The organism is Escherichia sp. E2586 (genome assembly GCF_005781105.1).
In the GTDB taxonomy this organism is placed as follows: Bacteria; Pseudomonadota; Gammaproteobacteria; order Enterobacterales; family Enterobacteriaceae; genus Escherichia.
This window is the reverse complement of record NZ_VATN01000021.1, coordinates 18,367-38,240: the sequence shown is the minus strand read 5'-3', so window position 1 is coordinate 38,240 and position 19,874 is coordinate 18,367. Positions and strand designations below refer to the sequence as shown.

The 19,874-nt window shown below is 47.8% G+C and carries 12 protein-coding genes and 1 pseudogene; 8 read left to right on the top strand and 5 right to left on the bottom strand.

Annotated features, from left to right (window positions below):
• Positions 1–23: 23 nt before the first annotated feature.
• Positions 24–875, bottom strand: coding sequence for an aldo/keto reductase (locus FEK50_RS18880; protein ID WP_130210798.1), 852 nt, complete (start codon positions 873–875; stop codon positions 24–26).
• Between the two features lie 565 nt (positions 876–1,440).
• Between FEK50_RS18880 and fdeC the strand changes: the two genes are divergently transcribed.
• Positions 1,441–5,688 carry an inverse autotransporter adhesin FdeC gene (gene fdeC / locus FEK50_RS18875; protein WP_131161607.1) on the top strand — a complete coding sequence of 1,416 codons (4,248 nt, stop codon included), beginning with the start codon at positions 1,441–1,443 and terminating at the stop codon, positions 5,686–5,688.
• A gap of 125 nt (positions 5,689–5,813) precedes the next feature.
• On the opposite strand, the gene FEK50_RS18865 is transcribed toward fdeC, so the two are convergent.
• A complete protein-coding gene (locus FEK50_RS18865; RefSeq protein WP_131161605.1) occupies positions 5,814–6,665 on the bottom strand; it encodes a helix-turn-helix domain-containing protein in 852 nt (283 codons plus the stop codon).
• A 393-nt stretch (positions 6,666–7,058) separates the two neighbouring features.
• On the opposite strand from FEK50_RS18865, the gene FEK50_RS18860 reads away from it, so the two are divergent.
• The 4 genes from FEK50_RS18860 (at position 7,059) to FEK50_RS18845 (ending at position 11,281) form a co-directional block, all read left to right on the top strand.
• Positions 7,059–7,928, top strand: coding sequence for an aldo/keto reductase (locus tag FEK50_RS18860; RefSeq protein ID WP_130218354.1), 870 nt, complete (start codon positions 7,059–7,061; stop codon positions 7,926–7,928).
• Positions 7,929–8,435: 507 nt separating this feature from the next.
• A complete protein-coding gene (locus FEK50_RS18855) occupies positions 8,436–9,155 on the top strand; it encodes a (Fe-S)-binding protein (protein WP_131161604.1) in 720 nt (239 codons plus the stop codon).
• A gap of 10 nt (positions 9,156–9,165) precedes the next feature.
• Positions 9,166–10,593 carry a LutB/LldF family L-lactate oxidation iron-sulfur protein gene (locus FEK50_RS18850; RefSeq protein ID WP_131161603.1) on the top strand — a complete coding sequence of 476 codons (1,428 nt, stop codon included), beginning with the start codon at positions 9,166–9,168 and terminating at the stop codon, positions 10,591–10,593.
• Positions 10,586–11,281, top strand: a complete 696-nt coding sequence (locus FEK50_RS18845; RefSeq protein ID WP_131161602.1) for a lactate utilization protein C — start codon at positions 10,586–10,588, stop codon at positions 11,279–11,281. The genes FEK50_RS18850 and FEK50_RS18845 overlap by 8 nt, the downstream gene beginning before the upstream one ends.
• Before the next feature lie 95 nt (positions 11,282–11,376).
• Here the strand turns inward: FEK50_RS18845 and FEK50_RS18840 are convergent.
• Positions 11,377–11,606, bottom strand: a pseudogene (locus tag FEK50_RS18840) (choline dehydrogenase); the annotation flags it as partial.
• A 597-nt stretch (positions 11,607–12,203) separates the two neighbouring features.
• On the opposite strand from FEK50_RS18840, the gene FEK50_RS18835 reads away from it, so the two are divergent.
• Complete coding sequence (locus FEK50_RS18835) at positions 12,204–16,181, top strand: autotransporter outer membrane beta-barrel domain-containing protein (protein ID WP_131161601.1); 3,978 nt, start codon at positions 12,204–12,206, stop codon at positions 16,179–16,181.
• 139 nt (positions 16,182–16,320) lie between these two features.
• A complete protein-coding gene (locus tag FEK50_RS18830) occupies positions 16,321–17,409 on the top strand; it encodes an EAL domain-containing protein (RefSeq protein ID WP_130209778.1) in 1,089 nt (362 codons plus the stop codon).
• Between the two features lie 41 nt (positions 17,410–17,450).
• Here the strand turns inward: FEK50_RS18830 and FEK50_RS18825 are convergent, their stop codons facing one another.
• Positions 17,451–18,383, bottom strand: a complete 933-nt coding sequence (locus FEK50_RS18825) for a LysR substrate-binding domain-containing protein (protein WP_130261244.1) — start codon at positions 18,381–18,383, stop codon at positions 17,451–17,453.
• A 91-nt stretch (positions 18,384–18,474) separates the two neighbouring features.
• Positions 18,475–18,972, bottom strand: a complete 498-nt coding sequence (locus FEK50_RS18820; protein WP_130261245.1) for a DUF1097 domain-containing protein — start codon at positions 18,970–18,972, stop codon at positions 18,475–18,477.
• 257 nt (positions 18,973–19,229) lie between these two features.
• Here FEK50_RS18820 and FEK50_RS18815 point away from each other — a divergent pair, with 257 nt between their 5' ends.
• Entirely contained in the window at positions 19,230–19,835 is a 606-nt protein-coding gene (locus tag FEK50_RS18815; RefSeq protein ID WP_130261246.1) for an ankyrin repeat domain-containing protein, read from the top strand.
• The last annotated feature ends 39 nt before the right edge of the window (positions 19,836–19,874 follow it).

Sequence of the window (19,874 nt, the reverse complement as noted above, 5' to 3'; positions counted from 1 at the left end):
ATGAATACCTCTTTTATCGCGGCTTAAACATCAAGTTTGCGGCCAGTCAGCCATTCCACCATTGCGGGATCGCGGTGAGAGAAGAACGCGCTGGTTGCGGTATCCAGGGCGGTAATTTGCAGCATATCTTCAGGGCTGAGTTCAAAATCGAGAATGTTGATGTTCTCTTCCATGCGTTCTTTTCGCACTGATTTTGCCAGTGAAACAATGCCTCGTTGGTAGATCCAGCGCAGAACAACCTGGCCCACGCTTTTGCCATACTTCGCGCCAATTGCCGTGAGAACAGGATGCTGGAACAGACCATTTTTCCCTTCCGCAAACGGTGCCCAGGCTTCTGGCTGAATGCCACGACTTTGCATCCACGGAACGGCCTGTAATTGCTGGTTGAAGGGGTTAACTTCAATCTGGTTTACCGCCGGAACGACTTTATTAAAGGCGATAAGGTCAGCCAGTCGGTCAGGATGGAAGTTACTGACGCCAATAGCGCGGATCTTGCCTGCCTGTTGCAGTTCTTCCATGGCGCGCCAGGCACCGTGGACATCACCGTATGGCTGGTGAATCAAATACAGGTCAACATAATCAAGTTGCAACCGATTCAAAGAGCGTTCGAACTGGGCTTTGGCCCCTTCGTAACTGGTATCCTGCAACCAGAGTTTGGTGGTGACAAAGAGCTCGTTACGGGCAATACCGCTTTGTTTCAGTGCGTTCCCGACCTGGGTTTCATTTTGATAGGAGGCGGCGGTGTCAATCAGTCGATAACCGGTGTTAATAGCGTCAATGACCGCTCTTTCGCATTCGGCGGCATCGGTCATCTGAAATACACCAAAGCCCAGCAGGGGCATTTCAATACCGTTGTTCAGTTTTACTTTTTGCATGGTGTTATCCTTCCGTTATCGTTCATGAGAAGCATAACGTAAAGGGAAGAGCTCGATTAGACGGCAGGATCTGTCAGGGGTTATGAACGAAATTCATAAATCTGTTTGAGTGTTGAGATGAGTCGTGCAAGTTCGATATCCCCGGAATTTACAGTCTGATGAAGGAAAATGAATATCCATAAAAAATATATTGGTTTATCCTGGCGTATATACCTACTTCGACGTATTGCCAATCGTGATAAATTAAAGGCAGGTCATTATTATTCACTCTGAATAATGAATTATTCACTGTCTGCAGACTAAGAAATATAACTTAGGTATCTATTTAATGACTTGCACAAAAAGCTAAATTTTCACCCATAAATAAAAATATAATCCCGCGCCCAACCACCTGATGAGTGGCTACAGACACTGGATATATTAGGTGGCGGTGTACTTTCTTACATAAAGGTATTTCCTTTTCTGCGGAAAAGGAAACCGGGAAATCCCCGGTTTTTCTGACAAGCGGACGCCATTATTTGTGTCTGCCTATGTTCGTTAATTCGTTCATCAGGAAATTATCTCAATGTCACGTTATAAAACAGGTCATAAACAACCACGATTTCGTTATTCAGTTCTGGCCCGCTGCGTGGCGTGGGCAAATATCTCTGTTCAGGTTCTTTTTCCACTTGCAGTCACCTTTACGCCAGTAATGGCGGCACGTGCGCAGAATGCGGTTCAGCCACGGTTGAGCATGGAAAATACTACGGTAACTGCTGATAATAATGTGGAGAAAAATGTCGCGTCGTTTGCCGCAAATGCCGGGACATTTTTGAGTAGTCAGCCAGATAGCGATGCGACACGTAATTTTATTACCGGGATGGCCACCACTAAAGCTACCCAGGAAATCCAGGAGTGGCTCGGGAAATATGGTACTGCGCGCGTTAAACTGAATGTCGATAAAGATTTCTCGCTGAAGGATTCTTCGCTGGAAATGCTTTATCCGATTTATGATACACCGACAAATATGTTGTTCACTCAAGGAGCAATACATCGTACAGACGATCGTACTCAGTCAAATATTGGTTTTGGCTGGCGTCATTTTTCAGGAAATGACTGGATGGCGGGGGTGAACACCTTTATCGACCATGATTTATCCCGTAGTCATACCCGCATTGGTGTTGGTGCGGAATACTGGCGCGATTATCTGAAACTGAGCGCCAATGGTTATATCCGCGCTTCTGGCTGGAAAAAATCGCCGGATATTGAGGATTATCAGGAACGCCCGGCGAATGGTTGGGATATCCGCGCAGAGGGCTATTTACCTGCCTGGCCGCAGCTTGGCGCAAGCCTGATGTATGAACAGTATTATGGCGATGAAGTCGGGCTGTTTGGTAAAGATAAGCGCCAGAAAGACCCGCATGCTATTTCTGCCGAGGTGACCTATACGCCAGTGCCTCTTCTGACACTGAGCGCCGGGCATAAGCAGGGCAAGAGCGGTGAGAATGACACTCGCTTTGGCCTGGAAGTTAACTACCGAATTGGCGAACCTTTGGCGAAACAACTCGATACGGATAGCATTCGCGAGCGTCGGGTACTGGCAGGCAGCCGCTATGACCTGGTTGAGCGTAATAACAATATCGTTCTTGAGTATCGCAAATCTGAAGTGATCCGTATTGCTCTGCCTGAGCGCATTGAAGGTAAGGGCGGGCAGACGGTTTCCCTGGGGCTTGTGGTGAGCAAAGCAACTCACGGTCTGAAAAATGTTCAATGGGAAGCGCCATCTTTGCTGGCCGCAGGCGGAAAAATTACCGGGCAGGGTAATCAGTGGCAAGTGACGCTCCCGGCTTATCAGGCAGGCAAAAACAATTATTATGCGATTTCTGCGGTTGCCTACGATAACAAAGGCAATGCCTCAAAACGCGTGCAGACAGAGGTGGTCATTACCGGAGCAGGTATGAGTGCCGAGCGCACGGCGTTAACGCTTGACGGTCAGAGCCGTATCCAAATGCTTGCTAACGGTAGTGAGCAAAAGCCACTGGTGCTTTCTCTGCGCGATGCAGAGGGGCAGCCAGTCACGGGTATGAAAGATCAGATCAAGTCTGAGCTGACGTTCAAGCCAGCTGGAAATATTGTGACTCGTACCCTGAAGGCCACTAAATCACAGGCACAGCCAACACTGAGTGCGTTCACCGAAACTGAAGCTGGGGTGTACCAGTCTGTCTTTACTACCGGTACGCAATCAGGTGAGGCAACGATTACGGTTAGCGTTGATGGCATGAGCAAAACCGTCACTGCAGAATTGCGCGCCACGATGATGGATGTGTCGAAGTCTACTCTGAGCGTGAATGAATCTTCAGGAGACGTGGTTGCCGATGGTCAGCAATCCCACACGCTGACGCTGACTGCGGTGGATACTGATGGCAACCCGGTGACGGGAGAGGCCAGCCGCTTGCGATTTGTTCCGCAGAATAGCAGTGGTGTCACCATTGGCGCCGTTTCGGAGATAAAACCAGGCGTTTACAGCGCTACGGTTTCTTCGACCCGTGCCGGAAACGTTGTTGTGCGTGCCTTTAGCGAGCAGTATCAGTTGGGCTCATTGCAACAAACGCTGAAGTTTGTCGCCGGGCCGCTTGATGCAGCACATTCGACCATCACCCTGAATCCAGAAAAACCGGTGGTTGGCGGTACGCTTACGGCAATCTGGGCGGCAAAAGATGCCAATGGCAACTCTGTAACTGGCCTCAATCCTGATGCACCATCATTATCGGGCGCAGCCGCTGCGGGTTCTAAGGCATCAGGCTGGACGGATAATGGCGACGGGACCTGGACCGCGCAGATTTCTCTCGGCACTACGGCGGGTGAATTAGTGGTTATGCCGAAGCTCAATGGACAGGACGCGGCAGCTAGTGCGGCTAAAGTGACCGTGGTGGCCGATGCTTTATCTTCAGGCCAGTCGACAGTCTCTGTGGCAAAAGATCGCGTAAAAGCAGGAGAAAGCACAACCGTGACGCTTATTGCAAAAGATGTGCATGGCAACGCTATCAGCGGCCTTTCCCTGTCGGCAAGCCTGACAGGTGTTGCATCTGCAGGGGCGACGGTATCCAACTGGACCGAGCAAGGCGATGGTTCCTATGTCGCTACGCTGACCGCAGGCGGAAAGACAGGTGAGCTTCTCGTCATGCCGCTATTCAACGGCCAGCCAGCAGCCACCGATGCTGCGCATTTGACTGTCGTCGCCGGGGATATGTCATCAGCGAACTCTACGCTTGTTGTGGATAATGATGCTCCGACCGTCAAAGCGACGACGGAACTCACCTTCACCGCGAAGGATGCGTATGGGAACCTTGTCACCGGGCTGAAGCCAGATGCACCGCAGTTTAGTGGTGCCGCCAGCACGGGGACAGAGCGACCTTCAACAGGAGACTGGACAGAAACAAGTAATGGGGTCTACGTGGCGACCTTAACTCTGGGCTCTGCCGCGGGTCAGTTGTCTGTGATGCCGCGAGTGAACGGCCAAAATGCCGTTGCTCAGCCACTGGTGCTGAATGTTGCAGGTGACGCTTCCCAGGCAGTGATCAGTGATATGACGGTGAAGGTTGATAACCAAGTGGCAAATGGACAGTCGACTAACCAGGTAACCCTGACCGTTGTGGACCGCTATGGCAACCCGTTGCAGGGACAAAATGTGACGCTGACTCTGCCGAAAGGTGTGACCAGCAAGACGGGGAATACGGTAACAACCGATGCGGCAGGTAAAGCCGACATTGAGCTGATGTCAACGGTTGCCGGGGAACACAGCATCACGGCCTCAGTGAATAATACTCAGAAGACGGTCACGGTGAAATTCAAGGCGGATTTCAGTACCGGTCAGGCGACCCTGGAGGTTGATGGCAGCACGCCAAAAGTGGCAAACGACAAAGATGCCTTTACGCTGACGGCAACGGTTAAGGATCAATACGGCAACCTTCTTCCTGGCGCTGTGGTCGTCTTTAATCTGCCTCGGGGCGTCAAACCGCTTGCAGACGGTAATATCATGGTGAACGCCGACAAGGAGGGTAAAGCGGAACTGAAAGTGGTTTCCGTGACTGCCGGAACGTATGAGGTCACGGCGTCGGCAGGAAATGACAAGCCTTCGGATGCGCAGACTATAACGTTTGTGGCCGATAAGGCTACCGCAACCGTCTCCGGTATTGAGGTGATTGGCAACTATGCACTGGCAGACGGCAATGCCAAACAAACGTATAAAGTTACGGTGACTGATGCCAATAACAACCTGTTGAAAGATAGCGACGTGACGCTGACCGCCAGCCCGGAGAAGTTAGTTCTGACTCCCAATGGGACGGCGAAAACTAATGAGCAAGGACAGGCTATTTTCACTGCCACGACCACTGTCGCAGCGAAATATACACTCACGGCGAAAGTGAGTCAGACCGACGGTCAGGTATCGACGAAAACTGCCGAATCTAAATTCGTCGCGGATGATAAAAACGCGGAGCTCAAGGCCTCAACTGATACACCTTCTCTGGTGGCGGATGGGGTACAGACCGCAACAATGACGGTTACCCTGTTCTCGGCAAATAACCCCGTAGGAGGAAGTATGTGGGTCGACATCGAGGCTCCGCAAGGGGTGACAGAGGCGGATTATCAATTCCTGCCGTCGAAGGCCGACCATTTCTCGAGCGGGGAAATCAAGCGCAAATTTAGTACCAAGAAGCCGGGTCTCTATACGTTCACATTCCACGCACTGACGTATGGCGGGTACGAAATGACGCCTGTGAAGGTGACAATTAACGCCGAGGCTGCAGATACTGAAGACGCGGAGGAGAAATAAAAGCGACGATGTAGTAAAGAATAATGGTGTTGATATGTTCAACGCCATTATTCACTGAATACCTGGCCTGATACTGATTAAACAGTAGCAGGCCAGGATAAAACTCAATAAGACATAGCGACAAACTAAACCGGACGAACGGGGATAAAAATTTCGCAAACAACATCATTGCCATCCTTTTCTACGAAATCTTCATTGTAATAAAATCGCTCAATATCGCTGCCGTTCACTCTGGCTAACCCCCTGGCAGGCAACTCTATCAGATAGATGTTACGAACCCAGTCAGAGTAATGTTCCCAGTTTCCTTCATAACGGAAAGAGGCATAAAGTCCTCGGGTCGTTGTCCACTCTTTCGGCATGTCAGCATATTCACATACCGTACCAGCAAAGGTTTCAACTGTGAGTAAATCGACCGACTTTGTTGATGGTTTAAACGTTGAGACGAAATAGATATCTGTCTTAAAATCCTTCATACATCTGGCTAAATGATGACGTCGCAATTTGACTTCTTCATCCGGTGATTTATTCGATATTTCAGTATCATACTTAAATGAATTGCCAAAAATACGTGTTTCAGGGAAATGAATTAATATGCAATCAGTTTTTGTATGTTGGCGTGCTAAAAATGGAGGGAAGATATTTTCCAGATCCCAATAATCACGGAGTCGGTATTCTCGGGGAGTGCAGCCGAATAATTTTTTAAATTCGCGACTGAATGACTGCTGTGAATCAAAATGCAAAGATAGTGCAATATCAAGCATAGATTTCGCTGTGAGTCGGACAAGAATAGCTGCCCGGCAAAGTCTTCGTTTGCGAATGTATTCTCCCAGCGGCACATGCATGAAGTTTCTGAACAGGAGCTGGATATTGCGTCTACTGTAGCCAGATTTCTGTGCGATATCTTCGATTGAGATAGGGTTACCGAGATTGCACTCAATCCACTCCAGGAGTTGCTGCAAAATCTTCTGCCTGATCATAACATTCTCCATTTACCCTTCGCCATTTCGTACATTTTTCGTATGACAAAGGCTATTAGTGTATCAAAAACAGAAAGGTCCGAGGCCAGGCGACTGACAGTATCTCAGATTGTTGACAAAGCTTGTTGTGTATGCCGGAACTTATCCAGCCTACAAAATAGCGCAAATTCAATAAATTACGATTCTCTGGTAGGCATGATAATCATAGCGCATCAGGCAATTTTGTGCTTGTCATCAATCTCATCGTATCTGCTTCATTTTTCCCATAATAGAGAAATTACAGTCCCCTATTATTAATGAAATTTTTACATAAGTGATATCAAAATCCACATACTAATCTGCGGTCATGTTTTAACGTAGACTAATGATTCATATGTAATGGAGGGACTGCTAGTGGAATTTTCCGTATTAAGCAACAATCTGAAAATGCCGATGATGGGATTTGGTGTTTTTCAGGTTACCGATAAAGAAGTATGTAAACAATCAGTGTTGAATGCTATCCGAACCGGTTATCGACTCATCGACACTGCAGCGGTATATGGTAATGAAGACGCCGTCGGCGACGCTATTCGTGAAGCCATTTCGGAAGGTTTCTGTACCCGCGAGGAGTTATTTATTACGTCTAAACTGTGGGTGCAGGACATGGTTGATCAGGATACGGCAAAAGCAGGTATTGAAGCGTCATTAAAAAAATCGGGACTTGAATACTTTGATCTCTATTTATTGCACCAGGCAATGCGTGATTATTTCAGTGCATGGCGTGCACTGGAAGAGGCCTATGAAGAGGGCAAACTGAAAGCGATTGGGGTTTCCAATTTCTATCCTCATGTTCTGGCAAATTTTTGTGAAACAGTCAGAATTAAGCCAATGGTTAACCAGGTTGAGTTGCATCCCTATTTTGCCCAACCAGAAGCGCTGGCAACCATGAAGTACTACAACGTGCAACCTGAAGCATGGGCACCATTAGGCGGGGGAAGACATAAACCATTTGAAAACAGCCTGCTTCAGGGTATTGCAAATGCACACCAAAAATCGATTTCTCAGGTAATTCTACGCTGGAATATTCAACGGGGAGTGGTTGTTATTCCAAAATCGACTCATCAGCATCGTATTGAAGAGAACTTCGCTATCTGGGATTTTTCACTGACAGAGAAAGAAATGGCGCAAATAAGCTCACTTGATCTGGGGTATGTTGGCGAATCCGTAAAACATTTTAATCCTGAGTTTGTTCGTGGCTGTCTTGGTGTAAAAATACATAACTAATTAGAGTTATCAGATACTACCTGGCCCGCACTCTGAAAATATGACTTATAGCAGATGTTATTATATATTTTCCGAAGGCGGGGCCTCATTATAAAAACACACTGAATCGCTTCAGTAAGATAAAATTACAGTTATTAATGGTTGTGTAATTATTGTTAATAATTTCATTTATACTCATTTGGTGGACTGTTTTAACAGATACCAAATGAGTATCTTTAAATAGGTATTTAAGACAAATCCAATGAAATTCAATACGTTATTGTGTCGAATGCATGATTACGTGTTGTTAGTGGCGATCACTATAAAAATGTGAGCGATGCCGAAAGAAATAAAATTAGCTATTGCATCCAGGTATCCAATGATGGATTATTGATTTGTCATACAAATCAGTTTGAATTTGTATTCTGCTACCCAATAAAAAAGCCGCCATTTTTATTGATGTCTGATAACCCGGAAGGAGTGGTTGCGATCAGGCATAAATAGAAATGAAGCAATGGAGTATTGGTTGTGAATGTAAATTTCTTTGTTACCTGTATCGGTGATGCCCTGAAATCAAGGATGGCACGTGACTCCGTGCTGCTCCTGGAAAAACTCGGCTGTCGCGTAAATTTTCCTGAGAAACAGGGATGCTGCGGTCAGCCTGCGATCAATAGTGGTTATATCAAAGAAGCGATCCCAGGAATGAAAAATCTGATCGCTGCACTTGAAGATAACGACGATCCCATTATTTCTCCCGCCGGTTCCTGCACTTACGCCGTAAAAAGTTACCCAACATATCTGGCTGACGAATCAGAATGGGCATCACGTGCAGAAAAGGTCGCCGCACGTATGCAGGATCTCACTTCTTTTATTGTCAATACATTAGGGGTCGTCGATGTAGGCGCCAGCTTGCAAGGGAGGGCGGTATATCATCCATCCTGCAGTCTGGCCCGTAAGCTGGGTGTGAAGGATGAACCACTTACGCTGCTGAAAAACGTACGCGGACTGGAGCTGTTGCCCTTTGCCGAACAGGATACTTGCTGCGGGTTTGGCGGTACGTTCTCGGTCAAAATGGCCGAAATTTCCGGCGAGATGGTGAAAGAAAAGGTTTCACACCTGATGGAGGTCTGTCCTGAGTATTTAATTGGTGCCGACATTAGTTGCTTGCTGAATATAAGTGGGCGATTACAACGGGAAGGGCAGAAAGTCAAAGTGATGCATATTGCTGAAGTGCTGATGAGCCGCTGAGGGTATAAAGATGTCGATCAAAACCAGTAATACAGAATTCAAGACACGCATCCGTCAGCAAATTGAAGATCCGATTATGCGCAACGCGGTGGCAAACGCGCAGCAGCGTATTGGGGCAAATCGGCAAAAAATGGTGGATGAATTAGGTCACTGGGAGGAGTGGCGCGATCGTGCCAGCCAGATACGTGATCATGTTCTGAGTAATCTTGACGCTTATCTGTACCAGCTCTCCGAAAAAGTGTCGCAAAACGGCGGTCACGTCTATTTTGCAAAAACCAAAGAAGACGCTACCCGCTACATTTTACAGGTCGCCCAACGCAAAAATGCCCGGAAGGTGGTGAAATCTAAATCGATGGTGACCGAAGAGATTGGCGTCAATCATGTGTTGCAGGATGCTGGCATTCAGGTGATTGAAACCGATCTGGGTGAATACATTCTTCAGTTGGATCAAGATCCGCCATCTCATGTTGTGGTTCCGGCTATCCATAAAGATCGCCACCAGATCCGCCGGGTGCTACACGAACGTCTGGGCTATGATGGCCCGGAGACGCCTGAAGCGATGACCTTATTCATTCGTCAAAAGATCCGTGAAGATTTCCTCAGTGCCGAAATCGGTATAACCGGCTGTAATTTCGCGGTAGCAGAAACAGGTTCGGTATGCCTGGTGACCAATGAAGGCAATGCGCGAATGTGTACCACGCTACCTAAAACGCACATCGCGGTGATGGGGATGGAGCGTATTGCCCCCACGTTTGCCGAGGTTGATGTATTGATCACCATGCTGGCGCGTAGTGCCGTTGGCGCACGTTTGACGGGATACAACACCTGGCTGACAGGGCCGCGCGAAGCGGGGCATGTGGACGGGCCTGAAGAGTTTCATCTGGTTATTGTTGATAACGGGCGTTCTGAAGTGCTGGCCTCTGAATTTCGGGATGTGCTGCGCTGTATTCGCTGCGGGGCCTGCATGAATACTTGTCCGGCATATCGCCACATTGGAGGTCACGGATACGGATCTATTTACCCAGGGCCAATCGGCGCGGTGATTTCTCCGCTACTTGGCGGCTATAAAGATTTTAAAGATTTACCCTACGCCTGCTCTTTATGCACGGCCTGTGACAGCGTGTGTCCGGTGCGTATTCCTCTGTCAAAACTGATTTTGCGTCATCGTCGAGTGATGGCTGAAAAAGGGATCACCGCAAAAGCAGAGCAACGGGCGATTAAAATGTTCGCTTATGCCAATAGTCATCCGGGATTGTGGAAAGTCGGAATGATGGCAGGCGCTCATGCGGCAAGCTGGTTTATCAGTGGCGGCAAAATACCACTCAAGATCGGTGCGATTAGCGACTGGATGGAAGCCCGTGATCTTCCTGAAGCTGACGGCGAGAGTTTCCGTAGTTGGTTTAAGAAACATCAGGCGCAGGAGAAAAAGAATGGATAATCGAAGCGAATTCTTGCAAAACATCGCTCAGGCACTGGGGCGTCCGTTGCGACTCGAACCGCAAACAGAAGATGTACCGCTTAACAACTATGCAAACGAGCGTCTTACTGAACTTAACCAGCAACAGCGCTGTGACGCATTTATCCAGTTTGCCAGTGATATCATGTTGACGCGTTGTGAACTGATCAGCGAGGCGCAGGCCGCGGATGCTGCATTACGCCTGTGTAAAGAGCTGGGAGATCAGTCGGTTGTGGTTAGTGGCGACAGGCGACTGGAAGAACTGGGGATCAGTGAACGTTTACAGCAGGAATGCAATGCCGTCGTGTGGGATCCGCTGAAAGGTGCCGAGAATATCTCGCAGGCAGAGCAGGCTAAAGTTGGCGTAGTGTATGCTGAATATGGCTTAACAGAATCGGGAGGCGTGGTGCTTTTTTCCACTGCAGAGCGTGGGCGCTCGTTGAGTTTGCTCCCTGAGTCCTCAATTTTTATCCTGCGCAAAAGCACCATCCTGCCACGTGTGGCGCAACTCGCAGAACAATTGCATCAGAAAGCGCAGTCCGGTGAACGTATGCCGTCCTGCATTAACATTATTAGTGGCCCCAGTTCAACGGCGGATATTGAGCTTATCAAAGTCGTCGGGGTTCATGGCCCGGTAAAGGCGGTGTACCTGATCATTGAGGATTGCTGAGAGGGAGTAACATGAGAGTTACCTCACGTTTTTATGGCAGAATTCAGTCCCATATCAAAACGGTAACTCTCAACCTTACAAGGCCTACAGCCAAATCAAGTCGCGACTGAATTTTTAGTTCTCAGCGGCATTCCATTCGCCACAAAATACGCAGCCGTGCTTTTCGCCAATCATAATTGATGCATCCACCACGCGCAGGCCCTCCAGTTCGTATACGGCCCGCCGTCTCGTCGTAGTCTGTTCTGTACGCATCGCACGGGGGAAAGGCGGTTTCGGTGCAATTACGCACAAGTTCGTTGAGCTGTTCATCGGTCTGACAATCGACACACAGGAAATAGTGTGATGTTCCAGGACGTGCATAAAACTGCGCCATCTCTGCATATGGTACGGGAATTATTGACCCACTGTAGAATTTTATGCATATATTATATATAGTTGTAATTTCATATCTTGTAATTCCTCTTAGTCACTTGTAAATCTTATATTCTATTAATTAACGATTTTATATGAATGAAAGCTGAATGGATTCAGTCTTATGCGCATATATATTTCTTAATAAGACAATTCTTATATTTAAATACCTAATTAGAGTTATCACTTTCGTTGGTTATATATTATGGGTGTAATGCCTGCTTCTTGTTTATATTTTGAGTTGATTTGAGCTTTCAGATACATATAATGCGCATATGTTTGAGACTGGGTGCTAATGTAAGGGTAAAGTTAAGATTGTTAATTTGAAATAGGTGTCCGGTAGTAAGTTAATCTATTATTACTCTCTGAACTGCATACCCAGGTATGTGGTTATCAATGTTATGCGATTTTTTTGAATTTATATATGCCATGAGCAGCAACCGGGATGGCATTTTATGCGTTGCTGTTTATGCAATCTTGGTTTTATTTGGATGTATTGCTGGAGATTGTGATGAATAAAATATATCGGCTAAAGTGGAACAGGTCCCGTAACTGTTGGAGCGTCTGCTCTGAACTGGGAAGCAAAATAAAAGGAAAAAAGTCCCGGGCTGTTTTAATTAGCGCGATAAGTTTATATTCATCTCTGGCGTTCTCTGGTGATTTCATCGTGAACGAGGATAAGACCGTTGATTACGGCAAAGCCGATCAGAACATCGATTACCGTATTACGGTGACTGATAATGCTAATCTGGTTATTAACGTAACAGATACTTCCCGTCCTGGTTTCACGCTCAATTCTGGTGGTGGATTGGATATCACCGGAGGGAAAGTGTATATCAATGGTCAGCTTGACGTACTGTTGAAAGGTACGGGTTTCCTGAACGTCTCCAATGCTGGTAGTGAGTTGTATGCTGATGATTTATATGATTCAAACTCCGGCTCCTGGCATGATCGTGGCTATTTTAATGTCTCCAATGGCGGCAAAATCCATGTTAAGGGCACCAGTCGTCTGACTTATACGCAGGGAAATGTCAGTGGTGAAGGTAGCCAGGTAAATTCCGAAACCTTCTTTATGGGCGTTTTCAGCAGTTACGGTGGTGATCAGTACCTGTCAGTTAATAACGGCGGTGAAGTTAATGCCAGGAAGCAAATTAGCTTGGGCTATTATAATCAAAACTCCGATACAACACTTGCCGTTTCGGAAGGTGGTAAAATTTCTGCGCCGACTATTAGTTTAAGCACCAACTCTGAGTTGGCGTTAGGTGCACAGGAAGGAAGCGCAGCGAAGGCAGCAGGGATTATTGATGCCGAAAAAATTGAGTTTGTCTGGGCTTCGACATCCGATAAGAAAATCACCTTAAACCACACGGATAAAAACGCGACTATTTCCGCGGATATTGTCAGTGGCAGCGAGGGCCTGGGCTATATCAATGCGCTCAATGGCACGACTTACTTAACCGGTGATAACTCTGCCTTTAGCGGTAAAGTCAAAATTGAGCAAAATGGCGCTTTAGGGATCACTCAAAATATAGGTACAGCAGAAATCAACAACCGCGGGAAATTACACCTGAAGGCTGACGATAGCATGACCTTTGCCAATAAGATTTCCGGCAACGGTACAATAAGTATCGACGGTGGGACAGTGGAGTTGACCGGCAATAACAATGCATTCTACGGATATATTGATGTTGCTTCTGGTGCTGTCGCGGTTATTTCTGAAGACAAGAACATCGGCCGTGCAGAGCTGGATGTTGATGGCAAATTGCAAATTAATGCCAACAAAGATTGGGTATTTGATAACGATCTTGAAGGTAACGGCATTGTTGAAATAAACATGGGGAATCACGAATTCTCCTTCGATGAGTTTGCTTATACAGACTGGTTCCAGGGTTCACTGGCGTTCCAGAACACGACATTTAACCTGGAAAAGAATGCGGAGTTTCTGCAGAGAGGCGGGATCACCGCGGGTCAGGGAAGCCGGATAACAGTGGGCGAGGGCGCTCACTCCATTAGCACTTTGGGATTCTCCGGCGGAACCGTTGATTTTGGTGCCCTGACAGCAGGTGCACAGATGACAGAAGGGACGGTCAACGTTAGTAAAACGCTGGATCTGCGCGGCGAGGGTGTGATTCAGGTTTCTGACAGTGACGTTGTCCGCTCAGTATCTCGTGATATTGACTCCGCGTTATCGCTTACTGAAGTTGATGATGGTAACAGCGCCATTAAGCTGGTTGATGCGCAAGGTGCGGAAATTCTGGGGGATGCGGGCAACCTGCAATTGCAGGATAAAAATGGGCAAATTCTCTCCAGCAGCGCCCAACGTGATATTCAGCAGAATGGACAAACAGCGGCCGTCGGCACTTACGACTATCGTCTGACGAGTGGGGTAAACAATGATGGCCTGTATATCGGCTATGGCCTGACGCAGCTTGATTTGCAGGCGACCGACAGCGATGCCCTGGTGCTGAGTGCAAACGGTAAAAGCGACAATGCCGCCGATCTCAGCGCAAAGATTACCGGCAGTGGTGACCTGGCATTCAGCAGCCAGAAAGGTCAGACCGTATCGCTTTCTAACAAAGACAACGACTATACCGGTATTACCGATCTGCGCAGCGGGACGCTCTTGTTGAATAACGATAACGTGTTGGGTAATACCCGTGAACTGCGTCTGGCGGCAGAGACTGAACTGGATATGAATGGTCACAGCCAGACCGTGGATACGCTCAATGGGAGCGCAGATTCGCTGCTGAACTTAAACGGCGGTAGTCTGACTCTTGCCAACGGGGGGACTTCAGCCGGTTCGTTAACGGGTAACGGGGAGCTGAATATTCAGGACGGCACGCTGGACCTTGCGGGCGATAACAGCAACCTGACGGCTAATATGAATATTGCTAGCTCGGCTAATGTTCTGGTAAGTCATGCACAGGGATTGGGTAGCGCAAATGTTGAGAACAACGGCACCTTGGTATTGAATAATAGCGCTGAAAAAAGAGCGGCTGTGCCTGTGAATTACACCCTGGGCGGCAACCTGACCAACAACGGTACGCTGATGACCGGAGAGTCTGGACAGCAAGCGGGCAACGCGTTAGTGGTGAAGGGGAACTACCATAGTGATAACGGCCGACTGGTGATGAATACGGCACTGAATGGCGATGATTCAGTGACGGATAAACTGGTTGTTGAGGGCGATACCAGCGGCACGACTTCCGTTACGGTGAATAACGCTGGTGGTACAGGCGCTAAAACGCTTAACGGTATTGAACTTATCCATGTTGATGGTAAGTCTGAGGGGGAATTTGTTCAGGCGGGACGTATCGTTGCGGGCGCATATGACTACACTCTCGCGCGTGGTAAGGGGGCAAACAGCGGAAACTGGTATCTGACCAGTGGTGGTGATTCAGCTGAACCGCAGCCGGAACCAGAGCCGATGCCGAATCCGGAGCCTAATCCGACTCCGACTCCGACTCCAGAGCCGACGCCGGGTCCGGATCTGAATGTGGATAATGACCTGCGACCGGAGGCGGGTAGCTACATCGCGAACCTTGCAGCAGCGAATACCATGTTCACTACGCGTCTGCATGAGCGTCTGGGTAATACGTACTATACCGACATGGTGACGGGTGAGCAGAAACAAACCACTATGTGGATGCGCCATGAAGGTGGTCATAATAAATGGCGCGATGGCAGCGGCCAGCTGAAAACCCAAAGCAATCGCTATGTTCTGCAACTGGGAGGCGATATCGCGCAGTGGAGCCAAAACGGCAGCGACCGCTGGCATGTTGGGGTCATGGCGGGATATGGCAACAGCGACAGCAAAACCATTTCCTCGCGAACCGGTTATCGTTCAAAAGCGAGTGTGAATGGATATAGCACTGGCCTGTATGCCACCTGGTATGCTGATGACGAATCGCATAATGGCGCGTATCTCGACAGTTGGGCGCAGTACAGCTGGTTTGATAACACAGTGAAAGGGGATGATTTACAAAGTGAATCCTATAAATCAAAAGGATTTACCGCTTCACTGGAAGCTGGATACAAACACAAATTAGCTGAATTTAATGGCAGTAAGGGAACGCGTAATGAATGGTATGTTCAGCCGCAAGCACAGGTTACCTGGATGGGAGTCAAAGCCGATAAGCACCGCGAAAGCAATGGGACTCTCGTTGATAGCAGCGGTGACGGCAACATTCAGACTCGACTTGGTGTAAAAACCTGGCTGAAGAGTCATCATAAAATGGACGACGGTAAATCCCGCGAGTTCCAGCCATTTGTGGAAGTGAACTGGTTGCATAACAGTAAGGATTTCAGCACCAGCATGGATGGCGTGTCAGTCACTCAGGATGGCGCCCGAAATATTGCCGAGATAAAGACGGGTGTTGAAGGACAGCTAAATGCCAACCTGAATGTCTGGGGAAATGTGGGCGTTCAGGTTGCTGATAAGGGATATAATGACACCTCTGCAATGATTGGCGTTAAGTGGCAATTCTGATCTGAATAATAAGTAAAAGGAGAGAGCCGAATGGGTACCAATTCGGCTCTCTGTGTCATTTTCTTGCAGTCAGCTTTTCCTGCCAGAGTGAAGACAAGCAGATTAAGCTGGCGCACAAGATTTAATCAAGGTGTGTTCAATGGCTTCGCATGATTTGAGTGTTTTTTTGGAAGAGTTCGGCGCAACGGTTAATTTGACGTTGCCTGGTATTGTGTCCGAAAAAGAACGGCTTTTACTCAAGCTGCTAATGGAGGGGATGTCGGTTACAGAAATCTCACAGTACAGAAATCGCAGTGCAAAGACAATTTCACATCAAAAGAAGCAGTTGTATGAGAAATTAGGCATCCAGAGTGATATTACCTTCTGGCGGGATATCTTTTTTCAGTATCACCCGCAGGTAACCACTGCTACGGGAAATAAAAATAAAATTTATCTTCCTGACAACCGTTGTCACCATATTGTCACACCTGAAGCCATCAGTCTGGCGCTGGAAAACCATGAATTCAAACCGTGGATCCAACCGGTATTTTGTGCTCAGACAGGGGTACTGACAGGTTGTGAAGTGCTTGTTCGTTGGGAACATCCGCAAACGGGAATCATCCCGCCGGATCAATTTATTCCTCTGGCGGAGTCATCTGGTCTTATCGTTATAATGACCCGCCAGTTGATGAAACAGACTGCGGATATTCTGATGCCGGTAAAACATTTGCTGCCGGACAATTTCCATATTGGTATCAACGTCTCGGCGGGCTGTTTCTTGGCTGCGGGATTTGAAAAAGAGTGTCTGAACCTGGTTAAGAAATTAGGTAACGATAAAATCAAGCTGGTTCTTGAGCTGACGGAACGTAACCCTATTCCGGTAACGCCAGAAGCCAGAGCGATATTTGATAGCCTTCATCAGCACAACATTACCTTTGCGCTGGATGATTTTGGTACGGGTTATGCGACCTATCGTTACTTGCAGGCGTTCCCGGTCGATTTTATTAAGATCGATAAGTCATTTGTGCAAATGGCGAGCGTGGACGAAATCTCCGGTCATATTGTCGACAACATTGTCGAACTGGCGCGTAAACCTGGTCTGAGTATCGTGGCTGAAGGGGTGGAAACTCAGGAACAGGCGGACTTAATGATCGGTAAAGGCGTTCACTTTTTGCAGGGCTATTTGTATTCTCCGCCAGTACCGGGTAATAAATTTATCTCTGAATGGGTAATGAAAGCAGGTGGTTGATCTAAACCGCTATTCACAACGCATCGGGAGGTTGAGTGGTATCAATTCTCCCGATGCAGTAGATCCTGATAGATCCCCGTTAATATGCCATTTGGCGCAAATTGTTTTTTAATCCACTGCGTCACCTGACCCGTAGCAGAATGCTGAGTCGCCAGTAACATGCGCGAATCCTGGCGCGGATTATGGATTTGTCGGGTAACCAGCAGGGATTGCGTCATCGCCTCACGGACCATGTAATCCGGCAAAAAACCAATCCCTTCACCTAAAATCTGGCACTGACATTTGGTATTGAAATCTGGCACCAGAATCGACTCCTGCCCATGCAGCAACCAACCTACTTTTTTATTAATCGTATGCGCGGTGTCCTCCACCATAATATTAGGGTAAAGACGCAACTGACTTTCAGCGATCGGTTCTGGCATAAAGGCCAGTGGGTGATCCGGGGCAATGGCAAAAGCCCAGCGAATCGCGCCAATTTCAGTGTAATCAATACCGCCACCGTCCAGCAGCGTGTCGGGTGCGCCGATGGCGATATTCGCCTGATTATTGATAATCGCATCCCAGACGCCGTTATACACTTCGGTCGTCACGGTAATCTGGCAGGTAGGAAACTGCTTTTTCAGCACCTGTAATAAGCGTGCGGTGTGTTTGGGCGTATAAAGTAGCTGATTAATACAAATGCGCACGCGCGCTTCTATGCCCTGAGAAATAGTATCGATACTGCGTTTGATGGCGTGAAAATCATTCAGCAGGTCGGTAGCTTTGCGGAAAAAATAACGCCCGGACTCGGTTAACTCAATGCTGCGGGTGTTACGAGTGAACAGCACCACATCCAGCCCCGTCTCCATACGCTTGATGGTGTAGCTAATGGCGGAAGTGGTTAAACCCAACTCTTCTGCCGCTTTACTGAAGCTGCCAAAACGCGCAGCGGTAGTAAATGCCAACAGATTCTCTTCGGTAAAAATTGAGTTCATTAAACCATTCCCGCCATTATCTACTATGAATTTCTCCAGCTATGACTGTAGAGGTATCGGTTAAAGATAGATAATCATTTTTGAATAACTTTTAATACCCGTCGCGTTTAGTCGTCGCTTCGCTTAATTTTTGTCCGCCATATTCTGAAATTATCCCCACGCAGTTACCCGCCAGAAAACCCAGTAACGTTACCGTCCAGTTCATCCCGCTGGCAAAAAACAGCGTCATGCCGAGAAAGCCACCGGGAATAAATGACAGTAACCAGAAACGCCCTTGCCAGACCACCACCGCCGAGAAGGGTACAGTCGTAATCACGCTCGCCCAGAACGCGGACAGCCCACTCACCGAGGCCAGCCAACCGGCAGCCAGTGCGGCGAAAAACGCCCACACCATCCCGGAATAGTTAACCGCCAGGCTTCTGATAAACCCCGATTTACCGCCGCCTGCGGCATAAAAACTGCAAAAGGCGACGAAGCCTGTCGTTCCTAATAATTCCCATCCCTGAGAAAGCCCAACATGTGAAGACACTAACTGCCAAAGTCCTGCACAAACACCGACGGTTATACCCGTTGCAGTGAGTCCGTTCATCTTGTTCCCCTCTGGTTAGACATGGACGAAAGCTGCGCTTACATGTGCAGACTATAGAGAAATAAAACCTGATTGAGTGAAAGGGTATCGGGTCAAAGAAACAAATATTGCACTACCGCACACTGCGAAAAGATTGTTGAACATCATTCAACAAAAAGGCGAAATACGGCGAATTAAATTTAAGCGGGTTCTTTTATCAGATTATCGTTGCTATTCTCAATTCATCGAAAACAGCCACAAAAACCAGGGGAATGTGAATGACTATAAAAAATCTACCTGCCGACTATTTATTGGCTGCACAACAGGGCGATATCGATAAAGTAAAAACCTGTCTTGCGCTGGGTGTCGATATTAATACCTGCGATCGCCAGGGGAAAACGGCAATTACGCTGGCAAGTTTATATCAGCAATATGCTTGCGTTCAGGCATTAATTGATGCCGGGGCGGATATTAATAAACAAGACCTGACATGTTTAAATCCTTTTTTAATGAGCTGCCTGAACGGTGATTTAACGCTGCTACGAATTATTTTACCGGCTAAACCAGACCTTAATTGTGTCACCCGTTTTGGCGGTGTCGGCCTGACGCCTGCCTGTGAAAAAGGCCATTTAAGTATTGTAAAAGAGCTTTTGGCACATACAGATATCAACGTTAACCAGACCAACCATGTTGGCTGGACGCCGCTACTGGAAGCGATTGTGCTTAACGATGGCGGGATTAAACAGCAGGCGATTGTCCAGCTATTGCTGGAACACGGGGCCAGCCCGCACATGACGGATAAATATGGCAAAACGCCGCTGGAACTGGCGCGGGAACGGGGCTTTGAAGAGATTGCGCAGTTACTGATTGCCGCAGGCGCATAACCCGGGAGGCTTGCTATCAACACACCAGAAAGACGGTGT

What these genes read in the sequence shown, in the direction of transcription:
- FEK50_RS18880 (WP_130210798.1), bottom strand. Translation starts at nt 875, where the DNA reads ATGCAAAAAGTAAAACTGAACAACGGTATTGAAATGCCCCTGCTGGGC.
- fdeC (WP_131161607.1), top strand. Translation starts at nt 1,441, where the DNA reads ATGTCACGTTATAAAACAGGTCATAAACAACCACGATTTCGTTATTCA.
- FEK50_RS18865 (WP_131161605.1), bottom strand. Translation starts at nt 6,665, where the DNA reads ATGATCAGGCAGAAGATTTTGCAGCAACTCCTGGAGTGGATTGAGTGC.
- FEK50_RS18850 (WP_131161603.1), top strand. Translation starts at nt 9,166, where the DNA reads ATGTCGATCAAAACCAGTAATACAGAATTCAAGACACGCATCCGTCAG.
- FEK50_RS18845 (WP_131161602.1), top strand. Translation starts at nt 10,586, where the DNA reads ATGGATAATCGAAGCGAATTCTTGCAAAACATCGCTCAGGCACTGGGG.
- FEK50_RS18835 (WP_131161601.1), top strand. Translation starts at nt 12,204, where the DNA reads ATGAATAAAATATATCGGCTAAAGTGGAACAGGTCCCGTAACTGTTGG.
- FEK50_RS18830 (WP_130209778.1), top strand. Translation starts at nt 16,321, where the DNA reads ATGGCTTCGCATGATTTGAGTGTTTTTTTGGAAGAGTTCGGCGCAACG.
- FEK50_RS18825 (WP_130261244.1), bottom strand. Translation starts at nt 18,383, where the DNA reads ATGAACTCAATTTTTACCGAAGAGAATCTGTTGGCATTTACTACCGCT.
- FEK50_RS18820 (WP_130261245.1), bottom strand. Translation starts at nt 18,972, where the DNA reads ATGAACGGACTCACTGCAACGGGTATAACCGTCGGTGTTTGTGCAGGA.
- FEK50_RS18815 (WP_130261246.1), top strand. Translation starts at nt 19,230, where the DNA reads ATGACTATAAAAAATCTACCTGCCGACTATTTATTGGCTGCACAACAG.